Raw genomic sequence first — 21,525 nt, forward strand, 5'->3', positions numbered from 1 at the left:
ACTCACCACTACAAAAACAATGGGTGACCTCATGCACAACCTGCTTGCTTGCCGGCGTTCGCGCTGGCTGACCACCGCGCTCACTGGCCTCCTGCTCGGCACCACGTTGGGCAGCGCCGAGGCCGGACCTCAGGTCCAGACTGCCAACGGCGTCGTCGAAGGCGCCGTCGTCAACAACACCCGGCTGTTCCGCAACATCCCCTACGCCCAGGCGCCGGTGGGCAATCTGCGCTGGCGCGCACCGCAGCCGGCCCAGCCCTGGAGCGGCGTGCTGCAGGCGGTCGGCGACGCCAAGCTCTGTGCGCAGGGCGGCTCGGAAGTCACCCATAACATCGGTGAAGAGGACTGCCTGGTCCTGCACGTGACCACCCCACCGAACGCCACGCCCGGCGCCAAGCTGCCGGTGATGCTGTGGATCCATGGCGGTGCGTTCATGGAAGGTTCCGGTCGACAGTACGACGCGACACAACTGGTCGCGCGCAACACCGTGGTGGTGTCGATCAACTACCGCGTGGGCATTTTCGGCTTCCTCGCCCTCGAGGCCCTGCGCAACGAGGCCAGCGATCGCTCGGTCGGCAACTACGGGTTGCTGGACCAGCAACTGGCGATGAAATGGGTGCAGCAGAACATCGCCGCCTTCGGTGGCGATCCGCGCAACGTGACCCTGGCCGGCCAGTCGGCGGGCGCCATGAGCGTGCTGATGCACATGACCATGCCGCCGTCGGCCGGGCTGTTCCAGCGGGCGATCGCCCAGAGCCCGGTGTTCATGGGCGAGGGCGGGCCGATCACCGACCTGAAAACGGCCATCGGCAAGGGCAGTGCGACTGCGGCGCTGCTGGGCTGTCCAGCCGGTGCCGGGCAGCTGGCGTGCTTGCGCGGCAAAAATGTCGGCGACCTGCAGAACGCCAGCCTGATGAAGTGGAGCGCGCTGTCGATCAGCACCCAAACCCTGCTGCCGTTCGCCCCGGTGGTGGATGGCGTGGTGCTGCCGGCCAATCCGACCACCAACCTGATCCGCGGCAACTACCAGAAGGTGCCGCTGCTGATCGGCACCACGCGCGACGAAGCCAAGCCGCTGTTCGCCGTAGCCCAGTTCGTCACCGGCCACCGACTGACCAGCGACGAGTACAACCAGTTCCTGCAGAACTCGGCGCCCTCGGTGTCCTGGGTCGCGGTGCGCGCGCTGTATCCGGTGATCGCCTACGGCACACCGGCGGCGGCCGGTTCGGCGCTGCTGTCCGATTCGGCCTTCTCCTGCGCGGCCAACAACCTGCGCAAGCGCATGTACCGGAACAGCCCGGTGTACGGCTATGAGTTCGCCGATCCGAACTCGCCGTCGGGCTTCGGCGCCGACCTGCTCGGGCCGACTACCACCCCGGACGTGCTCGGTGCCGGACATACCGACGAGCTGCCGTTCCTGTTCAACCGGCGCACCGCGGTGGGCAACACGGTCAGCCTGAACGCCAGCCAGACCGAGATGTCCAGCCGCATGCTCGGCTACTGGACCAACTTCATGAAAACCAGCAACCCGAACGGCTCCGGCCTGCCGACCTGGAAACCGTTCGACGCCAACGGCAACCTGCTCGGCCTGGAGCGCCAGGGGCTTATGCGCCTGAGGCCGGGCGACACCAAGATGGTCTACTCCAGCGTGTTGCTGAAGGACTTCGAGCAGGAGCACCACTGCGCCCTGTGGGACACCGTGCTGCCGTTCGCTTCCATCCTGCTGTAAACCCAACCACCAGGGGCCTGCGGGCCCCTGATGGTTTCTCGCCGCTATCAGGCTGCAGATCTTACGAGTAGTCATTACTCCCGCCGTCCCCATGCACCGCGCGGCAAGCGCCGACGCCAGTCATCGTGTCCGGCCGACCGGCAGAGTCTGCGTTAATCCCCGCCACTCCTGCCCTGCAGACGAGTGCCGCTCGTCATCTGCCGGGCTTTCTGCGCCGCCCATACGGGTGAATCGTTGTCGCTCCGCCCACTGCGCCGCCCAGCGCGCCTCACCCCTCACGAGGTGCCTATTCCGGGTTATAGCGGCGGATTTGCTAGGAAATGCGCAGTCGTCGGCGTGCGCGCCGACTCACCCCCCATCACCCCGAGGGATGATTGATCCGCTTTGCACGCAATTCGTTAATGGCGCGTCGCATCGGGACCGAGGCGTTTCCGGGTAGTCCGCGACGCAACGGCCCGTTCGCGAACGGATCGGGTCAGATAACAACAATAAGGTGACGCGCTATGAAACCACTGCTCGCTTTCCCCAGCCGGCATCGGCTGCCGGCCCTCTGCGCAGGGCTGTTGATGTACACCGCAATGGGCGCCGCTCAGGCGGGTCCGCAAGTCCAGACCGCTAACGGCGTGATCGAAGGTGCTTCGCTTAACGGCACCAATGTCTACCGCAACATTCCCTACGCCAAAGCCCCGGTCGGCGACCTGCGCTGGAAGGCGCCGCAGCCAGCGACGCCGTGGCAGGGTGTGCTGCAGGCGGTCGGCGAGGGCAAGTATTGCGCGCAGGGTGGCTCGGAAATCAGTGCCGACAAAGGTGAGGAAGACTGCCTGGTGGTGCACGTCACCACCCCGGCCGGCGCCACGCCGTCGTCCAATCTGCCGGTGATGTTCTGGATTCACGGCGGCGCCTTCATGGAAGGTTCGGGCCGCACCTTCGACGCCACCGAGTTGGTGAAGAAGAACGTCATCGTGGTGTCGATCAACTATCGCCTGGGCGCCTTCGGCTTCCTAGCCCTGAACAGCCTGCGCAACGAAGCCAGCGACCTGTCGACCGGCAACTACGGCCTGCTGGATCAGAACCTCGCCATGCAGTGGGCGAAGAACAACATCCAGGCATTCGGCGGCAATCCGGCCAATGTCACCATCGCCGGCGAATCGGCGGGGGCCATGAGCGCGCTGATGCACCTGACCATGCCCAAATCCGCCGGCCTGTTCAAAGGTGTGATCGCCCAGAGCCCCGTGTTCATGGGCGAGGGCGGGGTCGTCGCGACTTTGGCCGATGCGGTGCAAAAGGGTGATGCGTTCGCCGACCGGTTGGGCTGCGCCGCCGGAGCCAGCCAGTTGGCCTGCCTGCGCGGCAAGAGTGTGGCGGAGGTCGCCGCGCAAAGCCGGATGAACTGGAGTGCGCTGCAGATGAGCACCAGCACGATGATCCCGTTTGCGCCGGTGGTCGACGGTGTGGTGCTGCCCGCCAACCCTGCTACCAGTATCCAGCGTGGCAACTCTCAGGCAGTGCCGGTGCTGATCGGTACCAACCGCAACGAGGCGCAGCCGCTGTTCGCCGTGGCGCAGTTCGTCACCGGGCATCCGCTGACCAGCGATGAATACAACCAGGTGCTGCAGAACATGGCACCGAGCGTTTCCTGGGTGGCGGTGCGCGGCCTGTATCCGGTTCTGGCCTATGGCACGCCGGCCGCAGCGGGTACCGCGCTGCTCACCGACTCCACCTTTGCCTGTGCCGCCGGCAACCTGCGCAAGGGCCTGGAGCGCCGCGCCAGCGTGTATGGCTACGAGTTCAACGACCCGCAGTCGCCGTCCGGTTTCGGTGCCGAAGCCTTGGGCGCCACCCCGGACATTCTCGGTGCCGGGCATACCGACGAATTGCCGTACATCTTCAATCGCCAGTCGCCGATCGGCGCCTACGTCACCCTGAATGCCAGCCAGCTCGCGCTGTCCGGGCAGATGGTCAGCTACTGGACCAACTTCATGAAGAGCGGCAATCCCAACGGTTCGTCGCTGCCCACCTGGAAGCCGTTCGACTCCAACGGCAACCTGTTCGGCCTGGAGCGCGGTGGCCTGCTGCAGCTCAAGCCGAACGACACCAAGATGTTCTATTCGAGCGTGCTGGTGAGCGACTTCAACAAGGCCCACAACTGCGCGCTGTGGGACACCGTCACGCCGTTCCTGCCAGTGGTGCTGTAGTCATTGCAAGGAAAAAGGAGTCTGCGGACTCCTTTTTCTTGTCCTCGAATGTGGCTGTCCTGGCTGGCGGAGCGGCTTAGCCGCGGCGGATCAGCCAGATGCCGGCGATGATCGCCAGCAGACCGAGCACCTTGCCGACGCTGATCGGCGCCTCGCGGAAACCGGCCCAGCCGAAGTGATCGAGCAGCAGCGCCATGCCCAGCTGACCGGCGATCACCAGCGCCATGAACAGCAGCGCGCCGACCCGCGGCCCGGCGAAGGCGGCGGTGACGATGAAGAACACGCCGAGAAAGCCGCCGCACCATTGCCACCAGCTGACCCCGCGCAACACGCCGAACGCCGGCATTTCCCGCTGCACCAACACCACCAGCAACAACGCCAGGGTGCCGACGCCGAAGGAGATCAGCCCGGCGGCCAGCACGCTGGAGACATGCTTGGCCAACTGACCGTTGATCCCCGCTTGCAGCGGCAGGCAGGCGCCGGCGATGAGGGGCAGGGCGAGTAACCACCAGACGGGGGCGGACATGGGCAGTCTCCTGGCAAAAAAAGGCGCCCAGTATGCCGTGTACCCGGGCGCGCGGTGAGGGTCAGCGGCGCCAGCTCGGGCGCAACTCAGCATCCAGTGCCCAGTGTGGTTCACCGGCGCGCAAGCGCACGCCGCCGACCCAGCGTTCCGGCGCCGTGCAATCCAGCCAGTAGCGTTCGCCGGCCAGCACCTGGCGCCCCAGCTCGGTGAGGCGCAGCGGCCGTTGCGGCCAGGGCAGCTCGGCCTGTTCCTCGTGCAGCAGCGGGGTGGGCGCGTCGATCAACGGGCGTAGCAGGGCGTGGAACATCAGGTCGCCGAGATACGGCAGCGGCTCGTCGCGGCTCATCAGCTCGGCGAACACCTGGCCGAAGGGCGCGCCGTCGAGGCGCTCGACGATGCGCAGGCTGAGGCGCTCGGTCAGCGACAGGCCGTCGTGCAGGCCCGGCAGCTCTTGCAGCTGGCGCTGCAGCGCCGGCCCAAGCAACGGCAGCGCCGGCGTGGCGCCGCGCGCCAGCTCGGCCCAGGCGCGCGGGTCGGCACTGCTGTAGGCCGCCCAGGCCTGGCGGGCCAGTGCCAGCGCGTCGTCGCCGAGCGCGCGGCGCTGCGGCCATAACCAGGCGAGCAGGTCCGGCGCCAACTGGCCGATGCCGATAAAGCGCTCGATGCCCGGCACCTGGTCGATCTCGATCAGCTCCAGGCGTTGCGGCGGCTGCGCCAGACCGGCTAGCACGCGGATCAAGAACAGCTGGTCGTAGGCATCCGCCTCGCACCACAGCACCACCCGGCGGCAGCCGCTGAGGCGCGCGAACAGGGCGTACTCGCGTTGCGAGCGCGCCAGCACCTCGGCGCTGCTGAGGGCGAAGCTGTGGGCGATGAAGTCGGCGCGCAGCGCCAGGTAGTCACTCAGCGGCAGGTCGCGCACCGGGCCCATGGACAGCGGGTCGATGAAGGTCTCGAATTCGCCCTGGAAGCCGGCCAGGCGCAGGCTGTGCTCGATGTCGTTGCCGCAGCGCAGGTGCAGGGTGCCGGGTTCGTCGTCGGCGATGAAGCTCGGCTGGCGCGCGGCGAAGGCGATGGCGTCGAGGTGTGCTTTGAGTTTCGGCCAGCTGGCGAAGCCCAGCTCGCGGGCGATCAGGCATTGCGCATCGGCCAGCTGCACGCTGGCCGGCGTGGCTTTGAGGCGCTGCCCGTGCAGCAGCGCCCAGGCGGCCGCGTCGTCGGCCTTGAGCCGGCGCAGCAGTTCCTTGGCGCGTTTGCGTTGTTGCTCGAGATTGATGCGGCCGTCGGTGCAGGCCGCGGCGAAGCGGATGGAAGTGGACATACGAACCCCTTGTGCTGGCCTGGTCCGCTGGGAGGCCGGGAGTCGTATGACGAAATCGGCAAATGCAGCCTGGGCGCAGCCCTTTCCGCGGACGGGTGGCGTGGCGAACGCCGTGTCCGACTATAGCCGAGGCTCTAGGCCGCGGCCAAGCGCGGCGCGCCTGGCGCCGCACCGCTGCTGAACTATCTTTACTGATTCAAGGTCTCGGCTATGTATCGAGACTCTGCCTGATCAGGAGACGCACGATGGATATGAACCGTCGGCAATTCTTCAAGGTCTGCGGTGTAGGCCTTGGAGGATCGAGCCTGGTGGCCCTGGGTGTCGCCCCACCCGCGGCGTACGCCGACCAGGTCCGCCATTTCAAGCTCGCGCGCACCATCGAAACGCGCAACACCTGTCCGTACTGCTCGGTCGGCTGCGGCCTGATCATGTACAGCCAGGGTGATGCCGCGAAGAACGTGGCACAGAACATCATCCACATCGAAGGCGACGCCGACCACCCGGTGAACCGCGGCACGCTGTGCCCGAAAGGTGCCGGTCTGCTCGACTTCGTGCACAGCCCGAACCGCCTCAAGTATCCCGAAGTGCGCGAGTCCGGCTCGGCGGAGTGGAAGCGCATCGAGTGGGACGACGCGCTGGATCGCATCGCCAAGCTGGTCAAGGACGATCGCGACGCCAACTTCATCGAGAAGAACGACTCCGGGCTGACGGTCAACCGTTGGCTGAGCACCGGTTTCCTCGCGGCGTCGGCCTCGTCCAACGAAGCGGGTTACATCACCCACAAGGTGATGCGTTCCTTCGGCATCCTGGGATTCGATAACCAAGCGCGTGTCTGACACGGCCCGACGGTGGCAAGTCTTGCCCCGACGTTTGGCCGCGGTGCCATGACCAATCACTGGACCGACATCAAGAATGCCGATCTGGTGCTGATCATGGGCGGCAACGCCGCCGAAGCGCACCCCTGCGGGTTCAAGTGGGTCACCGAAGCCAAGGCGCACAACCAGGCGCGGCTGATCGTGGTCGATCCGCGCTTCACCCGGTCCGCCTCGGTGGCGGACTACTACGCACCGATCCGCACCGGCACCGACATCGCCTTCCTCGGCGGGCTGATCAACTACCTGCTGGAAAACGACAAGATCCAGCACGACTACGTGCGCAATTACACCGACGTGTCGTTCATCGTGAAGGAAGGCTTCGGCTTCGACGACGGCCTGTTCAACGGCTACGACGCCGAGAAGCGCAGCTACCCGGACAAGTCGGCGTGGAACTACGAACTGGGTGCGGACGGTTTCGCCCAGGTCGACCCGACGCTCAGCCACCCGCGCTGCGTGTTCAACCTGATGAAGCAGCACTACAGCCGCTACACCGCGGACCTGGTCAGCAGCATCTGCGGCACGCCGAAGGACATGATGCTAAAGGTCTGGGCGGAGATCGCCGAGACCTCGCGACCGGACAAGGTCATGACCATCATGTACGCACTCGGCTGGACCCAGCACTCGGTGGGTTCGCAGATGATCCGCACCGGCGCCATGGTGCAGTTGCTGCTCGGCAACATCGGCATGCCCGGCGGCGGCATGAACGCCCTGCGCGGCCACTCCAACATCCAGGGCCTGACCGACCTCGGCCTGCTGTCCAACTCGCTGCCCGGCTACCTGAGCCTGCCGATGGACGCCGAGCAGGACTACCCGGCCTACATTGCCAAGCGCGCCAGCAAGCCGCTGCGCCCGGGACAGCTGTCCTACTGGCAGAACTACGGCAAGTTCCACGTCAGCCTGATGAAGAGCTGGTTCGGCAAGAGCGCCACCGCCGAGAACAACTGGTGCTACGACTGGCTGCCCAAGCTCGATGTGCCCGGCTACGACGTGCTGCGCTACTTCGACCTGATGTACCAGGGCAGGGTCAACGGCTACTTCTGCCAGGGCTTCAACCCGCTCGCCTCGTTCCCCAACAAGGCCAAGGTCAGCGCCGCGCTGGCCAAGCTGAAATGGATGGTGGTGATGGACCCGCTGGCCACCGAGACCTCGGAGTTCTGGCGGCACGCCGACGACTACAACGAAGTCGACACGGCGAACATCCAGACCACCGTGTTCCGCCTGCCGATCAGCTGCTTCGCCGAGGAAGACGGCTCGATCGTCAACAGCGGGCGCTGGCTGCAGTGGCACTGGAAGGGCGCCGAGCCGCCCGGCCAGGCGCGCACCGACATCTCGGTGATGGCCGGGTTGTTCCTGCGCGTGCGCGCCATGTACGCGAAGGACGGCGGCAAGTTCCCCGAGCCGATCCTCGGCCTCGACTGGCCGTACCTGACGCCCCATGAGCCGGGCCCGGACGAGCTGGCCAGGGAGTACAACGGCAAGGCCCTGGCCGATGTCAGCGACCCGGCCACCGGCGTGGTGCTGGCCAAGGCCGGCGAGCAGTTGGCCGGCTTCGCCCAGCTGCGCGACGACGGCAGCACGGCGAGCGGTTGCTGGATCTTCTGCGGCAGCTGGACCCAGCTCGGCAACCAGATGGCGCGGCGCGACAACGCCGACCCGCACGCCATGGGCCAGACGCTCGGCTGGGCCTGGGCCTGGCCGGCGAACCGGCGGATTCTCTACAACCGCGCCTCGGCCGACCCGTCCGGCAAGCCCTGGGACCCGGTGAAGAAACGCCTGGTGTGGTGGAACGGCAAGGCCTGGGCCGGCACCGACGTGCCCGACTACAAGGCCGACGTGCCGCCGGAAGCGGGGATGAACCCGTTCATCATGAACCCCGAGGGCGTGGCGCGCTTCTTCGCCGTCGACAAGATGGCCGAGGGGCCGTTCCCCGAGCACTACGAGCCGTTCGAGACGCCGATCGGTATCAACCCGCTGCATCGCGGCAATCCCAAGGCCACCAGCAATCCGGCGGCGCGGGTGTTCAAGAACGACATGGAGCTGTTCGGCACCGCCGCCGAGTTCCCCTACGCGGCGACCACCTACCGGCTCACCGAGCACTTCCACTTCTGGACCAAGCACTGCCGGCTCAACGCGATCACCCAGCCGGAGCAGTTCGTCGAGATCGGCGAGGTGCTGGCCAAGGAGCTCGGCATCGCCGCCGGGGACAAGGTCAAGGTCTCCTCCAACCGCGGCTTCATCAAGGCGGTGGCGGTGGTGACCAAGCGCATCCGCCCGCTGCAGGTCGACGGCAAGACCGTGCACCAGGTTGGCATCCCGCTGCACTGGGGCTTCTCCGGTGTGGCCCGCAACGGCTACCTGACCAACACCCTGACCCCCTTCGTCGGCGACGGCAACACGCAGACACCGGAGTTCAAGTCGTTCCTGGTCAACGTGGAAAAGGCCTGAGGAGTTGAGCCATGGCATCCCAAGACATCATTGCCCGCTCCGCCACCACCACCCCGGTGTCCTCGGTGCGCCAGGTCGACGAAGTGGCCAAGCTGATCGACGTGTCCAAGTGCATCGGCTGCAAGGCCTGCCAGGTGGCCTGCTCGGAATGGAACGAGCTGCGCGACGAGGTCGGCCAGAACCACGGCACCTACGACAGCCCGGCTGATCTCAGCGCGCAGTCGTGGACGCTGATGCGCTTCACCGAGCACGAAAGCGAGGTCGGCAAGCTCGAGTGGCTGATCCGCAAGGACGGCTGCATGCACTGCGCCGAGCCCGGCTGCCTGGCCGCCTGCCCGAGTCCGGGGGCGATCGTGAAGTACGCCAACGGCATCGTCGACTTCAACCAGGACCACTGCATCGGCTGCGGCTACTGCATCACCGGCTGCCCGTTCAACATCCCGCGCATCTCGCAGAAGGACCACAAGGCCTACAAGTGCACGCTGTGCTCCGACCGCGTGTCGGTGGGCATGGAGCCGGCCTGCGTGAAGACCTGCCCGACCGGGGCGATCGTCTTCGGCACCAAGGAGGACATGAAGGAGCACGCCGCCGAACGCATCGTCGACCTCAAGTCGCGCGGCTTCGAGCACGCCGGCCTGTACGACCCGCAAGGCGTCGGCGGCACCCACGTGATGTACGTGCTGCACCACGCCGACCAGCCGTCGCTGTACGCCGGCCTGCCGGACGACCCGCACATCAGCCCGCTGGTGTCGCTGTGGAAGGGCGTGACCAAGCCGCTCGGCCTGCTGGGCATGGGCGTGGTCGCGTTGTTCGGTTTCTTCCACTACATCCGCGTCGGCCGCAACGTGGTCGAGGAGGACGAGCCGGTGCCGGAGCGCCAGCTGGTGGAGCAGAGCGTGCATCAGGTCGATCCGGCGGTGCACAGCTATGACCCGCGGGCACCGCGCTCGTGAGTGGTGTCGATGGCGTCCGCCGCGCAAGAGGAACTGAGCGATGAACAAAGACATCCAGCGCTACACCGCCAACGAGCGCACCAATCACTGGCTGGTGGCGATCTGTTTCATGCTCGCCGGGCTGTCCGGGCTGGCGCTGTTCCACCCGGCGCTGTTCTGGCTCAGCCACCTGTTCGGCGGCGGCCCGTGGACGCGCATCCTGCACCCGTTCCTCGGCCTGGCGATGTTCCTGTTCTTCCTGTTCCTGGTGGTGCGCTTCGCCCACCACAACCTGATCGACCGCCGCGACATGCAGTGGCTCAAGCAGTGGCGCGACGTGGTCAACAACCGCGAGGACAACCTGCCGGAAGTCGGCCGCTACAACGCCGGGCAGAAGCTGCTGTTCTGGACCCTGATCCTCTGCCTGCTGACGCTGCTGATCACCGGGCTGATCATGTGGCGCCAGTACTTCAGCCACTGGTTCGGTATCGAGCTGATCCGTCTCGCCTCGCTGCTGCATGCCTTCGCCGCCTTCGTGCTGATCTGCAGCATTCTCGTGCACATCTACGCCGGCTTCTGGGTCAAGGGCTCGATGGCCGCGATGCTCACCGGCTGGGTCAGCCGCGCCTGGGCGCGCAAGCATCACAACGGCTGGCTGAAGGACGTCGGCAAGGGTCGCGAGCCCTAGGCGCGCAGTGGAAATTCCCTCTCCCTCCGGAGCGGGGCGCGCAGCCAGGGCTAGGGTGAGGGAAGGCGCTTTCGTTTCACGACAGAAGGACTCCTGCGTGCCAGCCAAGATTCTCGAACCAGGCCAGATCGAAGCGGCGGCCAGCACGCCGCCTTTTGTCGTGCTGCCCCCCGGCGACCTGTTCAGCCGCCGCGCCGCGCGCCTGCGCGCCTTGGCGGTCGGCCATCCGCTCGGCGACTACCTGAGCCTGATGGCCCAGCTGTGCGACGCCCAGCAGCAGCTGTTCGACGCTGCGCCGGCACGGCTGCTGCCGGATGCCGCGGCGTTGCAGCGCAGCCAGGCGCACGGCATGCCGCCGCTGGCCTACGACGGCCTGGTCCGCACGCCTGCCTGGCAGGCGCTGCTCGAGCCGCTGCTCGATGCCCTCGCACCCACCGCCAGCCCGGCGGTGGCCGCCGCACTGACACAGCTGCGCCGCGCTGACGTCGATCAACGCAAGGTCTGGGCGATTGCCCTGCTCAGCGGCCAGTTCGACCTGCTGCCGGCGGCGCTGCTGCCGTTCCTCGGCGCGACCCTGCAGGTGGCCTTCACCCGCGCGCTGCTGGCCCTGCCGGCCGGGCAGCTGCTGGAGAGCGAGGCGCGCACGCTGTGCCCGGCCTGTGGTTCGCCGCCGGTGGCCGGGATCATCCACCATCGCGGCAAGCAGAGCGGCCTGCGCTACCTGGCCTGCTCGCTGTGCGCCTGCCAGTGGCACTTCGTGCGGGTCAAATGCAGCCACTGCCAGGAGAGCAAGCACCTCGGCTACGTGTCGCTGCAGCGCGACGACCGCAGCGCCGAGCAGGCGCCGTTGCGCGCCGAGGTGTGTCCGGGTTGCCAGGGCTATCTCAAGCAGTTCTACCGGGAGTTCGCCGAAGACGCCGAACCGCTGGCCGACGACCTGGCCAGCCTGGCGCTCGACCTGCGCCTGGCCGAGGAGGGCTGGCTGCGCCGCGCGCCGAACCTGCTGCTGGCCCCTGGCGCGGAATAGATCAGCACTTGTGGGAGCGAATTCATTCGCGATGAACCGCAACGGGAGTGGTTTCCCCTTCGCGAATGAATTTGCTCCTACCAATCCACCCTCTGCGAAATAGCCCTCTGCCCCGATTTGCCTACACTGGTGAAGGTAAATCGTCTCGAGGCTCGTGCATGACCGCCGTTCGCCTGCCCTCCATCGACCGCCTGCTGCGCAGCCCCGCCTGTACACCCCTGCAGCAGCGCTACGGCCGCGACGCCCTGCTGAAAACCCTGCGTGATTTGCTCGACGAGCTGCGTGAACCGGCCCGCCACGGCCAGCTTGCCGCCATCGAACTGAGCGAGGCGGTGCTCGCCGGGCGCGCCGGCGAACGCCTCGCCGCCCACCACGCCAGCCGCGTGCGGCGGGTCTTCAACCTGACCGGCACGGTGCTGCACACCAACCTCGGCCGCGCCCTGCTGCCGGACGAAGCAATCGAGGCGATCACGTTGGCGGCGCGCTACCCGCTGAACCTCGAATTTGACCTGGGCAGCGGCACGCGCGGCGACCGGGACGACCTGATCACCGGACTGATCCGCGAGCTGACCGGCGCCGAGGCGGTCACCGTGGTCAACAACAACGCCGCCGCCGTGCTGCTGGCGCTGAACAGCCTGGGCGCGCGCAAGGAAGGCATCATCTCGCGTGGCGAGTTGATCGAGATCGGCGGCGCGTTCCGCATCCCCGACATCATGGCCCGCGCCGGGGTCAAGCTGGTCGAGGTCGGCACCACCAACCGCACCCACGCCAAGGATTACGAGGCGGTGATCGGTCCGCGTTCGGGCCTGCTGATGCGCGTGCACACCAGCAACTACAGCGTGCAGGGCTTCACCGCCAGCGTCGCCACCCGCGACCTCGCCGCGATCGCCCACGCCCACGGCCTGCCGCTGCTCGAAGACCTCGGCAGCGGCACGCTGGTCGACCTGACCCGCTGGGGCCTGCCCAAGGAGCCGACCGTGCAGGAGGCGCTGGCCGACGGCGCCGACCTGGTCACCTTCAGCGGCGACAAGCTGCTCGGCGGCCCGCAGGCCGGGCTGATCCTCGGCCGCCGGGAGCTGATCGCGAAGATCAAGAAAAACCCGCTCAAGCGCGCCCTGCGCGTCGACAAGCTGACCCTCGCCGCGCTGGAAGCGGTGCTGCAGCTGTACCGTGACCCCGATCGCCTGGCCGAGCGCTTGACTACCCTGCGCCTGCTCTGTCGTCCGGCGGCCGACATCCGCGCGCAGGCCGAGGGCCTCCTCACCGCAGTCGCGGCGCCGCTGGGCGCGGGCTGGCAGGTCAGCGTCGAAGCGGCGCTGGGCATGATCGGCAGCGGCGCGCAGCCGGTGGCGCGCCTGCCCAGCGCCGCGCTGTGCCTACGCCCGCAGCAACCCAAACGCCTGCGCGGCCGCGCCTTGCGTGAGCTGGAGGAGCGCCTGCGCAGCCTGCCGATTCCGGTACTCGGTCGCCTCGACGACGACGCGCTGTGGCTCGACCTGCGCCAGCTCGACGACGAGCCGGCGTTCCGCGCGCAACTGGCGCAGCTGGCGGAGGCGGCGGTTTGATCGTCGGCACGGCGGGGCACATCGACCACGGCAAGACCGCGCTGCTGCGCGCCCTCACCGGCATCGAGGGCGACCGCCGCCCGGCCGAGCGCGCGCGCGGCATCACCATCGACCTCGGCTACCTGTACGCCGACCTCGGCGACGGGTCGCTGACCGGCTTCATCGACCTGCCCGGCCACGAGCGCTTCATCCACAACATGCTCGCCGGGGCCAGCGGCATCGACCTGATGCTGCTGGTGGTCGCCGCCGACGACGGAGTGATGCCGCAGACCCGCGAGCACCTGGCGATCGTCGAACTGCTGGGGATTCCCCGCGCGCGCGTGGTGCTGACCAAGACCGACCGGGTCGACGCCGCGCGCGTCGCCGAAGTGCGCGAGCAGATCGGCAGTCTGCTGGCCGGCGGGCCCTTTGCCGGCGCGCCGATCCATCCGGTGTCGAGCATCACCGGCAGCGGCATCGACCTGCTGCGCCTGACCCTGGCGGCGGACGCTGCGGTGGCCGGCGAGCGGCGCGCCGCCGGGCACTTCCGCCTGGCGGTTGACCGCGTATTCAACGTCGACGGCGCCGGCCGGGTGGCCACCGGCACCGCCTTCGCCGGCCAGGTGCGAATCGGTGATGAACTGCTGCTCAGCCCCGCCGGCCTGCGCGTGCGGGTGCGCGATCTGCGCGCGCAGAGCCTCAGCGTCGAACAAGCCGGCGCCGGTCAGCGGGTCGCCGTCAACGTCGCTGGCGACAAGCAGGCGCTGGAACGCATCCAGCGCGGCGACTGGCTGCTGGCGCCGGTGCTGCACGCGCCGGCCACGCGGATCGATATCGAACTGCGCGTGCTAGCCAGCGAAGCGCGCGCACTGGCGCACTGGACGCCGGTGCACGTACACCTCGGCGCCCAGGACGTCACCGCGCGCGTCGCACTGCTCGACAGCGAGCGGCTGGCGCCCGGCGAGCACGGCCTGGCCCAGTTGCTGCTCAACGCCCCGGTGCATGCGGTGCATGGCGACCGCCTGGTGCTGCGCGACCAGTCGGCGCAGCGCACGCTCGGCGGCGGCCGGCTGCTTGATCCCTTCGCCCCGGCGCGCGAGCGGCGCAGTCCGGCGCGCCTGGCGCAGCTCGACGCGTTGCGCACGGCCAGCCTGGAAGCCGCATTGCCGGTGCTCCTCGAGCGCGCCGACAACGGCCTCGACCCGGCAGTGCTGGAGCGCCAGTTCAACCGCGCCGTCGGCACCTGGCAGCTGCCGGTCGCGGTGTGCACCGCGAGCACCCGCCAGGGCCCGCGCTTGTTCGCCACCACGCGCTGGATCGCCCTGCAGGGCGAACTGCTCGAGGCCTTGGCGCGCTTCCATGCCGAGCAGCCCGACGAACTCGGCCCGGACCGCGACCGCTTGCGCCGCTATGCGCTGGCACGCCTCGAGCGACCGGTGTTCATCGCCCTGCTGGACAGCCTGCTCGGCGACGGCCGCATCCAGAGCAGCGGCCCCTGGCTGCACCTGCCCGAGCACCGCGTGCAGCTCAGCGCCGCCGACGAAGCGCTGCACCAGCGCCTCTGGCCACTGCTCGTAGCCGGCGGCTTCGACCCGCCCTGGGTGCGGGAGCTGGCCAGCGCGCTGCAGCAGAGCGACGCCGATGTGCGTCTGCTGCTGCGCAAGCTGGCGCGCCTGGGCCTGCTGCATCAGGTGGTCAAGGACCTGTTCTACCCGGAAGCGACCATCCGCCAGCTGGCCGCCCAGGTCCTGCAACTGGAGCACGAACACGGCCTGCTCAGCGCCGCAGCGTTCCGCGACCGCGTGGCCATCGGCCGCAAGCGCGCCATCCAGATACTCGAATACTTCGACCGCATCGGCTTTACTCGCCGACACGGCAACGAGCGCAAAACCCGCAGCGACTCCGCCCTCGCCGTGACCACCGCCAACGGGAACGAGGGCCCGCCGCACAACGTTTAGCAACGCCAGCCCGCCGGCTGGACGCACCGAACACATGGAAGGTAATCACGCCCGGTGGCGTGGCCGGGCTTCAAACCCGGTGGGGGACGGCAGCCGTTCCTGGGTGGGTTCGACTCCCACTGCCTTCCGCCATTCTCTCGCCCGCCGCTACTGCGCCGGAAAGTCGAAGTAGGTGTCTGGATAAGGCTCGGCGCGCAGGCGGTAGTGCCACCATTCGGCGGTGTAGGGTTCGAAGCCGTGGCGGCGCATCAAGTCGCGTAGCAGTTGGCGGTTGTGGCGCTGCGCGGGGCTGATCAGTGGGGTGTCGTGATGGGAGATGGGGCCGAAGAAGTCGAACGGGCTGCCCATGTCCAGTTCCTTGCCGCTATGGGCATCGATCAGCGTCAGGTCGACGGTGCTGCCGCGCGAGTGGCCAGATTGTTTGGCGATGTAGCCGCGATCGAACAGCTCGCGCTTGTCCAGTTCGGGGTAGAAGCGTGCCTTCATGCGCTGCTCCTGCGGGTCGGCGGCCCAGCGCTTGAAGAACTCCACTGCACGTTGCGGTCGGTAGCCGTCGAAGATTTTCAGCCCCAGCCCCAGCCCCAGCCCCTGCGCGAAGAGCTCCTGTTCGGCGCTGGCCAGCGCCTGGGCGGCGGGGCGGGTGAGCTGAATCCGCGCACTGCGGTAGCCGTCCACGCGGTTGCCGGTGAAGTTGTCGCCGTTGAAGTAGCGCACGTCGTAGCGGGCCTCGTGCAGCACCGTGTCGAGGTAGACGAAGTCACTCGGCCGGGTGGTCTGCGGCGGGGTGCTGCAGGCGGCGAGCAGGGCCAGCAGGAGGAGCGCGGGCAGGCGTGGCATGCCGGCGCCCGCGCTCAGCCCTGCACCGGGCCGCCGGGCTCGCCACCCTGGACGCGGGCGCCGTCGCGGCGGGTGCCGAGGGCCTTGCCGAGGATCTTTCCGACGATGGCGTCCTTGCCGGCGGTGTAGGCGTCGCGGTCGTCGGCGTAGCGCGCGGCGAGTTCGCGCTTGCTGCGCTGGTAGGCGGCGGCGTCCCGCGGATGGGTGCGCAGCCAGTTGCGGAAGATCAGGTGGCGGTCGGCGTCGGCCAGGTTCATCACGTGAATGTGGTGGGTGCGCCCGTTGCCCTGCGGCGGCATACCTTTGACGAAGAACATCCGCTGCGGCGCCGGGTTGTCGCGCCAGTACTGGTAGCCGAGGCTTTCCAGCGGCGCGACGAGCTGTTCCCAGTCGGCGTCCGGCGGTGGCAGCAGCAGGATGTCGATGATCGGCTTGGCCTCCAGGCCAGGCACCGCGGTGCTACCGAAGTGCTCGATGCCCAGTTGCGGCATGGCGACCGCGGCGCGAATGGCGTCGGCCTCTTCGCGAAAACGTTGCGGCCAGTGCGGGTCGGCGGCAACCAGTTCGATGCGATCGGCGTCGGCATTGCTCCAGCGCTGGCCGTCGAAGTGCGGCGGTTCGGGGATGGTCATCGGCTCACTCCTGACGCAGCGCCTGGACGCCGGCATCGTGCGGATCGAAGCCATCCAGGCGCATGCGTTCGGCGAAGGCGGCCAGCGCCGCGGCGCCGCTGAGCAGTTCGCTGCGCGCCGCCGGCCAGTCGTCCGGCTGCAGACGGACCATCCAGCCGGCGCCGTAGCAGTCCTGGTTGATCAGCGCCGGGCGCTCGACCACCGCCGGATTGCTGGCCAGCAGGGTGCCTGCCAGCGGGCAGCGCGCCGAGCTGGCGGCCTTGGCGAATTCGACCACGCCGAAGCTGCGGTCCTTGTCGATGTGCCAGCCGTCGCGCTTGGGGGTGAAGGCGAAGATCTGCCCGTAGCTCGCGCAGCCGTAGGCGGTCAGGCCGAGGGTAAGGCCATCGTCATCCGCACGCAGCCAGAGGTTGTAGTCCGGGGCGTACAGCAGCTCATCGGGGAACGCCAGACCGTGCAGGGTCATAGGCTCAGCACCTTGTCGGCTTCGAGGATCATCTGTGCCAGCTCGCCGCCGCTGCTGATCGCATCGAGTTCGTCGATCAGCGCGGTCTCGTCGATCAGCACGCCGGGCGCGCGGCACATCAGCAGGCGAACGCCGGCCTGCTTGGCCTGCTGGATGAAGTGCAGCAGCGGTTCGCCGTCGGCGATCACCCGCAGGCTGTCCGCCACCTCGCGGCGCGCCAGCTGGGCACCTTCGCCGCTGAGGAACAGGGTCACCTCGGCGTCCATGCAGGCCAGCAGGGTGGCGGTGTAGAACGGCGCGGCGCAACGCGCAGGGGTGCTCGGGCCGCTGTTGACCAGGATCAGCACACATTGCGGCTCAGTCGGCCGGGGCAAGGTCCTTCTCCAGTTGCACCAGGGCGACCCGCCGCCCCTGTGGGTCGCGGCGCTCGACGATGGCCTGCGGGCGATAGCCCAGCTCGGTGTACAGCAGCAGGCCGGCGGCATTGCCGTTGAAGCAGGAGACGCGCATCAGCTGGGCCTTGAAGTGCTGCACGGCGAGCTGCTCCATCACCCCGATCAGGTACTGCGCCACGCCGTGGCCGCGCGCGCTGGGCGCGACCATCATGTTGCCCAGCGCGCAGCTCTCGCCGTGCTGCCACTGGTAGAAGTTGGCGAAGCCGGCGACTTGGCCATGCAGCAGGGCGACCATGCTGTCGCGGCGCTCGGCCATGGTCGCGGCCAGCTGACCGACCGTCAGCGGCCAGGCGCCCTTGGGGTAGGCGAAGAACAGCTCGTCGGCGTTCTGCACGAACGTAACGACCTCGGCGAGGTCGGCGGCGCCGGCCGGGCGGTGGCTGAACGAGGCTTGCGGCATGGAGACTATTCCTGGCGGACGGGCCTTCAGTGTGGCGGATACTGTGATAGCACTTTGCCTACCGTTTCACGGATCGCCGCTTCGCGCTCGGCCGGGGTCGGCGGCGAGTTGCGCATGATCTGCTCGCCGGTGCCGCGCCAGACCAGCTTGCCGTCCTTGCCGTCGTACAGGTCGATCTGCATGGTGGCGACCTTGTAGGTGACGTTGCGCGTCTCGGTGATGCCGGGGCCGCCCCAGTAGTTGCCCCAGTAGCCGCCCCAGTAACCGCCGTAGGTGGTGCTGACCTGATCCTGCTGCTGCTCGACGATCAGCGCCGCCTGCACCTGCACATCGCCGTGCGCGCCGGCTGCCGCCGGGCGCAGGCCGCGCTGCAGCAACTGGTCGTCGGTGGCCTGGCGAATGCGCTGTTCGGTGATGTCGCTCTTCAGTCGCGGGTCGTCCGGGGTGTAGAGCAGGGTCGGCTGCTTCCAGCTCCAGGTGCGGTAGTTCGCGAAGTCGCGGCTGCTGTCGTAGTCGCGATCCAGCTGCACGCTCTCGCAGGCGCTGAGAAGCAGCAGGGCGGGTACCAGGAAAAGACGAAGGGACATGTTCAATCTCCGATGCTAGAGCCTTTAGCCAAGCCCACACGGCAGCGCTCGGCAAGCGCGCCGGGGACATTCAGCGCGGCGGATACTGGGTCAGCGCGTCGTTCACCGCCTGGCGCAGCGCACCGGCCCGCGCGCTCTGGTCGCCCTCGGCACTGGCCTCGGCGCTGCCGCTCCACACCGGCTGACCGTCGCGCGCGTCGAACAGGTCGATGTGCACCACCACGACCTGGCGCTCGTAGGTGCGAATCAGCGGCACGCTGCCGTACATGCCGTAGCGGTCGCCCCAGTACGGGCCGCTGCCGTAGTAGGTACCGAAGCTGTCCTGGGTCTGGTACTGGCGGGTCTCCACGCTGAGCGCGGCGCTCGCCTGCAGGTCGCTGGGTTTGCCGGCTTGCGCCGGGCGCAGGCCACGTTGGTCGAGGCCATTGAGCACCGCCTCGCGGAGCAGCTCGCCGCTGGCCCAGGTCGACCCCGCCGGTGCATCGCGCCACGACCAGGTGCGGTAGCGGCCGAAGTCGCGCGGCGCGGCCGGATAGGCGCTGAGGTCGAGGGTCTGTGCTGCCTGCGGCGGAGCCGGCGGCAGCGGCCGCGAACTGGCGGTATAGGGGTTGGGGCTTTGGCAGGCGGCCAGGCCGAGCGCCGTCACCAGCAGATACGGGCGGTAATTCATCGCGGTACTCCTCCCATCGCTACTACCTGCTTCCTCCGGGGTTTCGTCAAGTCCCGCTACAGCGGCCGGCAGACCCAGTGCAGGTAGCGGCCGAGCCCTTCGAAACCGGGATGGCGGCGGTAGGCCAGTTCCATTTCCAGCAGGTCGATCAGCTCGGCCTTGGCCTGGAATTCGGCCGGCATGTAGTCGTGGAATACCCGCACCCCGCTACGGCTTTCGACCTGCCAGTGGCCGTCGAGTTGCGCCGCCAGTTCGCGCGGGTCGAGCGGCTTCTGCGGGGTGAGGCTCTGGCTCTCGCCGGCGAACTGCTGCTTGCGCAGCTTGCGGAAATGGCCCTTGAGCAGGTTGCGGTAGACCAGCGCGTCCTTGTTGTAGAAGGCCAGCGACAGCCAGCCGCCCGGCGCGGTGAGCTGGTGCAGCACGGGGAGGATGGCGTGCGGCTCGGCCAGCCATTCCAGCACCGCGTGGCAGAGCACCAGGTCGTAGGGTTCGGTGAGCTGGCCAAGCAGCTCCTGCCACGGCGCCTGGATGAAGGTGGCGGTCTGCCCGGCCGCGGCGAAGCGCTCGCGGGCGCCGCTGAGCATCGGTTCGGCGGGTTCGGCGAGGGTCAGCTGATGGCCGCGCTCGGCCAGCCACAGCGCCATGTGGCCGAGCCCGGCGCCGATGTCGAGGACCCGCAGCGGGCGGTCCGGCAGCGCTTCGGCGAGGTCGGCCTGGAGCACCGCGAGGCGAATCGCGCCCTTGGCGCCGCCGTAGATTTTCTCGGCGAAGCGCGTCGCCAGTTCGTCGAAGTGGCGGTCGCTCATGACGTAAACCGCCGTTCGCTGTCGGCCAGCTTCGCGCGCACTGCCTGCTCCATGTCGATGCCCAGCTCGGCGCACAACAGCAGCAGGTAGAGGACGATGTCGCCGACTTCCTGACCGGCGTGCTCGAGCTTCTCCGGCGACAGCTGGCGCGCTTCGTCGTCGCCCAGCCACTGGAAGATTTCCACCAGCTCGGCCATCTCCACGCTGGCGGCCATGGCCAGGTTCTTCGGGTTGTGGAAGCGGCGCCAGTCGTTGCGATCGCGGATCGCGTGCAGGCGTTGGGTCAGTTCATCGAGGTTCATGCGGCTCTCCTTCAGCCGCATAGCTTCGGCCGCATCCCGGTGCGGCGCAAGCGCCTAGCGCGGACTCTGTAGGAGCGAATTCATTCGCGATGACCGGTAGCTCACTGCTGTGCCCTTCGCGAATGCATTCGCTCCCACACCCGCACGGTTACAGCGGACGCCAGCTGCCGATCATGTGCAGCAGCTCCTGCTCGCCGTGCAGCTGGAACTGCCCGCTGGCCGCCGGCGCACTGGCCAGCAGGGCGACATGGCTGGGCAGCAGCACCGGCTTCTGGAAGCGTACCGCGACCTCGTAACCGGCGTTCGGCAGGTGGCTGGCCAGCGCGCCGAGCGCGCGACCCTTGCTCCACAGGCCGTGGGCGATGGCGCGTGGAAAGCCGAACAGCCGCGCCGACAGCGCGCTGAGGTGGATCGGGTTGTAGTCGCCGGCGACCCGCGCGTAGCGGCGGCCAATGTCGGCCGGCGCCGACCAATCGGCCAGCGCCTGCAGCGGCAGCGGTGCAGGCTCCTCGGCGTCGAGCGGCGCGCCGTCGAGGCGCACGCTGCGGCACAGCAGGCGGCTGTCGGCTTCCCAGAGCAGGCCGAGCTGGTCCTCGAGGCTGGTGATCAGGCTGAACAGCGCACCCTTGGCGTGCGGCTGCAGGTTGGCCAGACGCACGCCGACCCGGAACGGGCCGAGCCCGCCGAGCGGGCGCAACACCTGGATACGGTTTTCCAGGTGCACCAGGCCGAGCAGCGGGAAGGGGAACTGCGCATCGGTGAGCAGGCGCATCTGCAGCGGGAAGGCCAGCAGGTGCGGGTAGGCCGGGGGCAGGTAGCCGTCGTCCGGCGCCGCGCAGAGCTGGCGATAGCGCGCCAGGTGGCCGGGATCGACGCTCACCGGGCCGCGCAGGCCGAGCTCGGGCAGCGTCTTGCCGGTCACCTTGCGGCGCAGGGCGGCGCGCAGGAACAGGCCTGGCAGGGCGGGCGGGGTGGGCAGGTCATGCCAGTCGGTGGCCATGCGGGTCTCCTTATGCTGATCGCAGCAGCTTAGCCGCCTGGGCCAGCACCGCATTGGCAGCGCGGCGCGGCAGAGCGGCGCGCCAGTCAATCGGCGCCTTGAGCCAGAGGCGCAAAACTGCCTAAGATGG

Annotated in this window: 20 protein-coding genes and 1 tRNA gene; 9 read left to right on the forward strand and 12 right to left on the reverse strand. The window is 68.4% G+C overall.

What is annotated here, in order from left to right:
- The first annotated feature begins 31 nt into the window (after window positions 1–31).
- Both JQX08_RS11605 and JQX08_RS11610 read left to right on the forward strand, forming a co-directional pair.
- Entirely contained in the window at window positions 32–1,729 is a 1,698-nt protein-coding gene (locus JQX08_RS11605; protein ID WP_205348535.1) for a carboxylesterase/lipase family protein, read from the forward strand.
- A gap of 503 nt (window positions 1,730–2,232) precedes the next feature.
- A complete protein-coding gene (locus JQX08_RS11610) occupies window positions 2,233–3,924 on the forward strand; it encodes a carboxylesterase/lipase family protein (protein WP_205348536.1) in 1,692 nt (563 codons plus the stop codon).
- Between the two features lie 76 nt (window positions 3,925–4,000).
- Here JQX08_RS11610 and JQX08_RS11615 read toward each other — a convergent pair whose 3' ends face one another.
- Together JQX08_RS11615 and JQX08_RS11620 are read right to left on the reverse strand one after the other, a co-directional pair.
- Window positions 4,001–4,450, reverse strand: a complete 450-nt coding sequence (locus tag JQX08_RS11615) for a DMT family transporter (protein ID WP_205348537.1) — start codon at window positions 4,448–4,450, stop codon at window positions 4,001–4,003.
- 61 nt (window positions 4,451–4,511) lie between these two features.
- Entirely contained in the window at window positions 4,512–5,759 is a 1,248-nt protein-coding gene (locus tag JQX08_RS11620) for a DUF1835 domain-containing protein (RefSeq protein WP_430472532.1), read from the reverse strand.
- 257 nt (window positions 5,760–6,016) lie between these two features.
- Between JQX08_RS11620 and fdnG the strand changes: the two genes are divergently transcribed.
- The 7 genes from fdnG (at window position 6,017) to JQX08_RS11655 (ending at window position 15,372) form a co-directional block, all read left to right on the forward strand.
- On the forward strand, window positions 6,017–9,091 hold the full coding sequence (gene fdnG / locus JQX08_RS11625) for a formate dehydrogenase-N subunit alpha (RefSeq protein WP_205348539.1): 3,075 nt from the start codon (window positions 6,017–6,019) through the stop codon (window positions 9,089–9,091).
- Window positions 9,092–9,102: 11 nt separating this feature from the next.
- On the forward strand, window positions 9,103–10,044 hold the full coding sequence (gene fdxH / locus JQX08_RS11630) for a formate dehydrogenase subunit beta (RefSeq protein WP_205348540.1): 942 nt from the start codon (window positions 9,103–9,105) through the stop codon (window positions 10,042–10,044).
- A 40-nt stretch (window positions 10,045–10,084) separates the two neighbouring features.
- Window positions 10,085–10,711, forward strand: coding sequence for a formate dehydrogenase subunit gamma (locus JQX08_RS11635; RefSeq protein ID WP_205348541.1), 627 nt, complete (start codon window positions 10,085–10,087; stop codon window positions 10,709–10,711).
- A gap of 97 nt (window positions 10,712–10,808) precedes the next feature.
- Window positions 10,809–11,738 (forward strand): formate dehydrogenase accessory protein FdhE, encoded by a 930-nt coding sequence (gene fdhE / locus JQX08_RS11640; protein WP_205348542.1) that lies wholly within the window; start codon window positions 10,809–10,811, stop codon window positions 11,736–11,738.
- 158 nt (window positions 11,739–11,896) lie between these two features.
- Entirely contained in the window at window positions 11,897–13,303 is a 1,407-nt protein-coding gene (gene selA / locus JQX08_RS11645; protein WP_205348543.1) for an L-seryl-tRNA(Sec) selenium transferase, read from the forward strand.
- Window positions 13,300–15,240 carry a selenocysteine-specific translation elongation factor gene (gene selB, locus JQX08_RS11650; protein WP_205348544.1) on the forward strand — a complete coding sequence of 647 codons (1,941 nt, stop codon included), beginning with the start codon at window positions 13,300–13,302 and terminating at the stop codon, window positions 15,238–15,240. Before selA ends, selB begins: the two co-directional genes overlap by 4 nt.
- Before the next feature lie 36 nt (window positions 15,241–15,276).
- Window positions 15,277–15,372: transfer RNA gene (locus tag JQX08_RS11655), tRNA-Sec, on the forward strand.
- Window positions 15,373–15,387: 15 nt separating this feature from the next.
- Here the strand turns inward: JQX08_RS11655 and JQX08_RS11660 are convergent.
- The 10 genes from JQX08_RS11660 to JQX08_RS11705 all read right to left on the reverse strand — a co-directional run bounded on the left by JQX08_RS11660 (window position 15,388) and on the right by JQX08_RS11705 (window position 21,395).
- Window positions 15,388–16,077: a M15 family metallopeptidase gene (locus JQX08_RS11660; protein ID WP_205348545.1), complete on the reverse strand. Its 690-nt coding sequence runs from the start codon at window positions 16,075–16,077 to the stop codon at window positions 15,388–15,390.
- 14 nt (window positions 16,078–16,091) lie between these two features.
- Window positions 16,092–16,709, reverse strand: a complete 618-nt coding sequence (locus tag JQX08_RS11665; RefSeq protein ID WP_205348546.1) for a GrpB family protein — start codon at window positions 16,707–16,709, stop codon at window positions 16,092–16,094.
- Window positions 16,710–16,713: 4 nt separating this feature from the next.
- Window positions 16,714–17,175 carry a glycine cleavage system protein H gene (locus JQX08_RS11670; protein WP_205348547.1) on the reverse strand — a complete coding sequence of 154 codons (462 nt, stop codon included), beginning with the start codon at window positions 17,173–17,175 and terminating at the stop codon, window positions 16,714–16,716.
- Entirely contained in the window at window positions 17,172–17,549 is a 378-nt protein-coding gene (locus JQX08_RS11675; protein WP_239482133.1) for a DsrE family protein, read from the reverse strand. The genes JQX08_RS11670 and JQX08_RS11675 overlap by 4 nt, the downstream gene beginning before the upstream one ends.
- Window positions 17,533–18,030, reverse strand: coding sequence for a GNAT family N-acetyltransferase (locus JQX08_RS11680; protein WP_239482134.1), 498 nt, complete (start codon window positions 18,028–18,030; stop codon window positions 17,533–17,535). Before JQX08_RS11680 ends, JQX08_RS11675 begins: the two co-directional genes overlap by 17 nt.
- Window positions 18,031–18,056: 26 nt before the next feature.
- Window positions 18,057–18,617, reverse strand: coding sequence for a DUF4136 domain-containing protein (locus tag JQX08_RS11685; protein ID WP_205348549.1), 561 nt, complete (start codon window positions 18,615–18,617; stop codon window positions 18,057–18,059).
- Window positions 18,618–18,687: 70 nt separating this feature from the next.
- Window positions 18,688–19,287, reverse strand: a complete 600-nt coding sequence (locus JQX08_RS11690) for a DUF4136 domain-containing protein (RefSeq protein WP_205348550.1) — start codon at window positions 19,285–19,287, stop codon at window positions 18,688–18,690.
- Window positions 19,288–19,343: 56 nt separating this feature from the next.
- A complete protein-coding gene (locus tag JQX08_RS11695) occupies window positions 19,344–20,093 on the reverse strand; it encodes a methyltransferase domain-containing protein (protein WP_205348551.1) in 750 nt (249 codons plus the stop codon).
- Entirely contained in the window at window positions 20,090–20,395 is a 306-nt protein-coding gene (locus JQX08_RS11700) for a nucleotide pyrophosphohydrolase (RefSeq protein WP_205348552.1), read from the reverse strand. The genes JQX08_RS11695 and JQX08_RS11700 overlap by 4 nt, the downstream gene beginning before the upstream one ends.
- Window positions 20,396–20,543: 148 nt before the next feature.
- On the reverse strand, window positions 20,544–21,395 hold the full coding sequence (locus tag JQX08_RS11705) for a MaoC family dehydratase (protein ID WP_205348553.1): 852 nt from the start codon (window positions 21,393–21,395) through the stop codon (window positions 20,544–20,546).
- Between the last annotated feature and the right edge of the window lie 130 nt (window positions 21,396–21,525).

This window comes from Zestomonas insulae, from assembly GCF_016901015.1.
Classification (GTDB): Bacteria; Pseudomonadota; Gammaproteobacteria; order Pseudomonadales; family Pseudomonadaceae; genus Aquipseudomonas; species Aquipseudomonas insulae.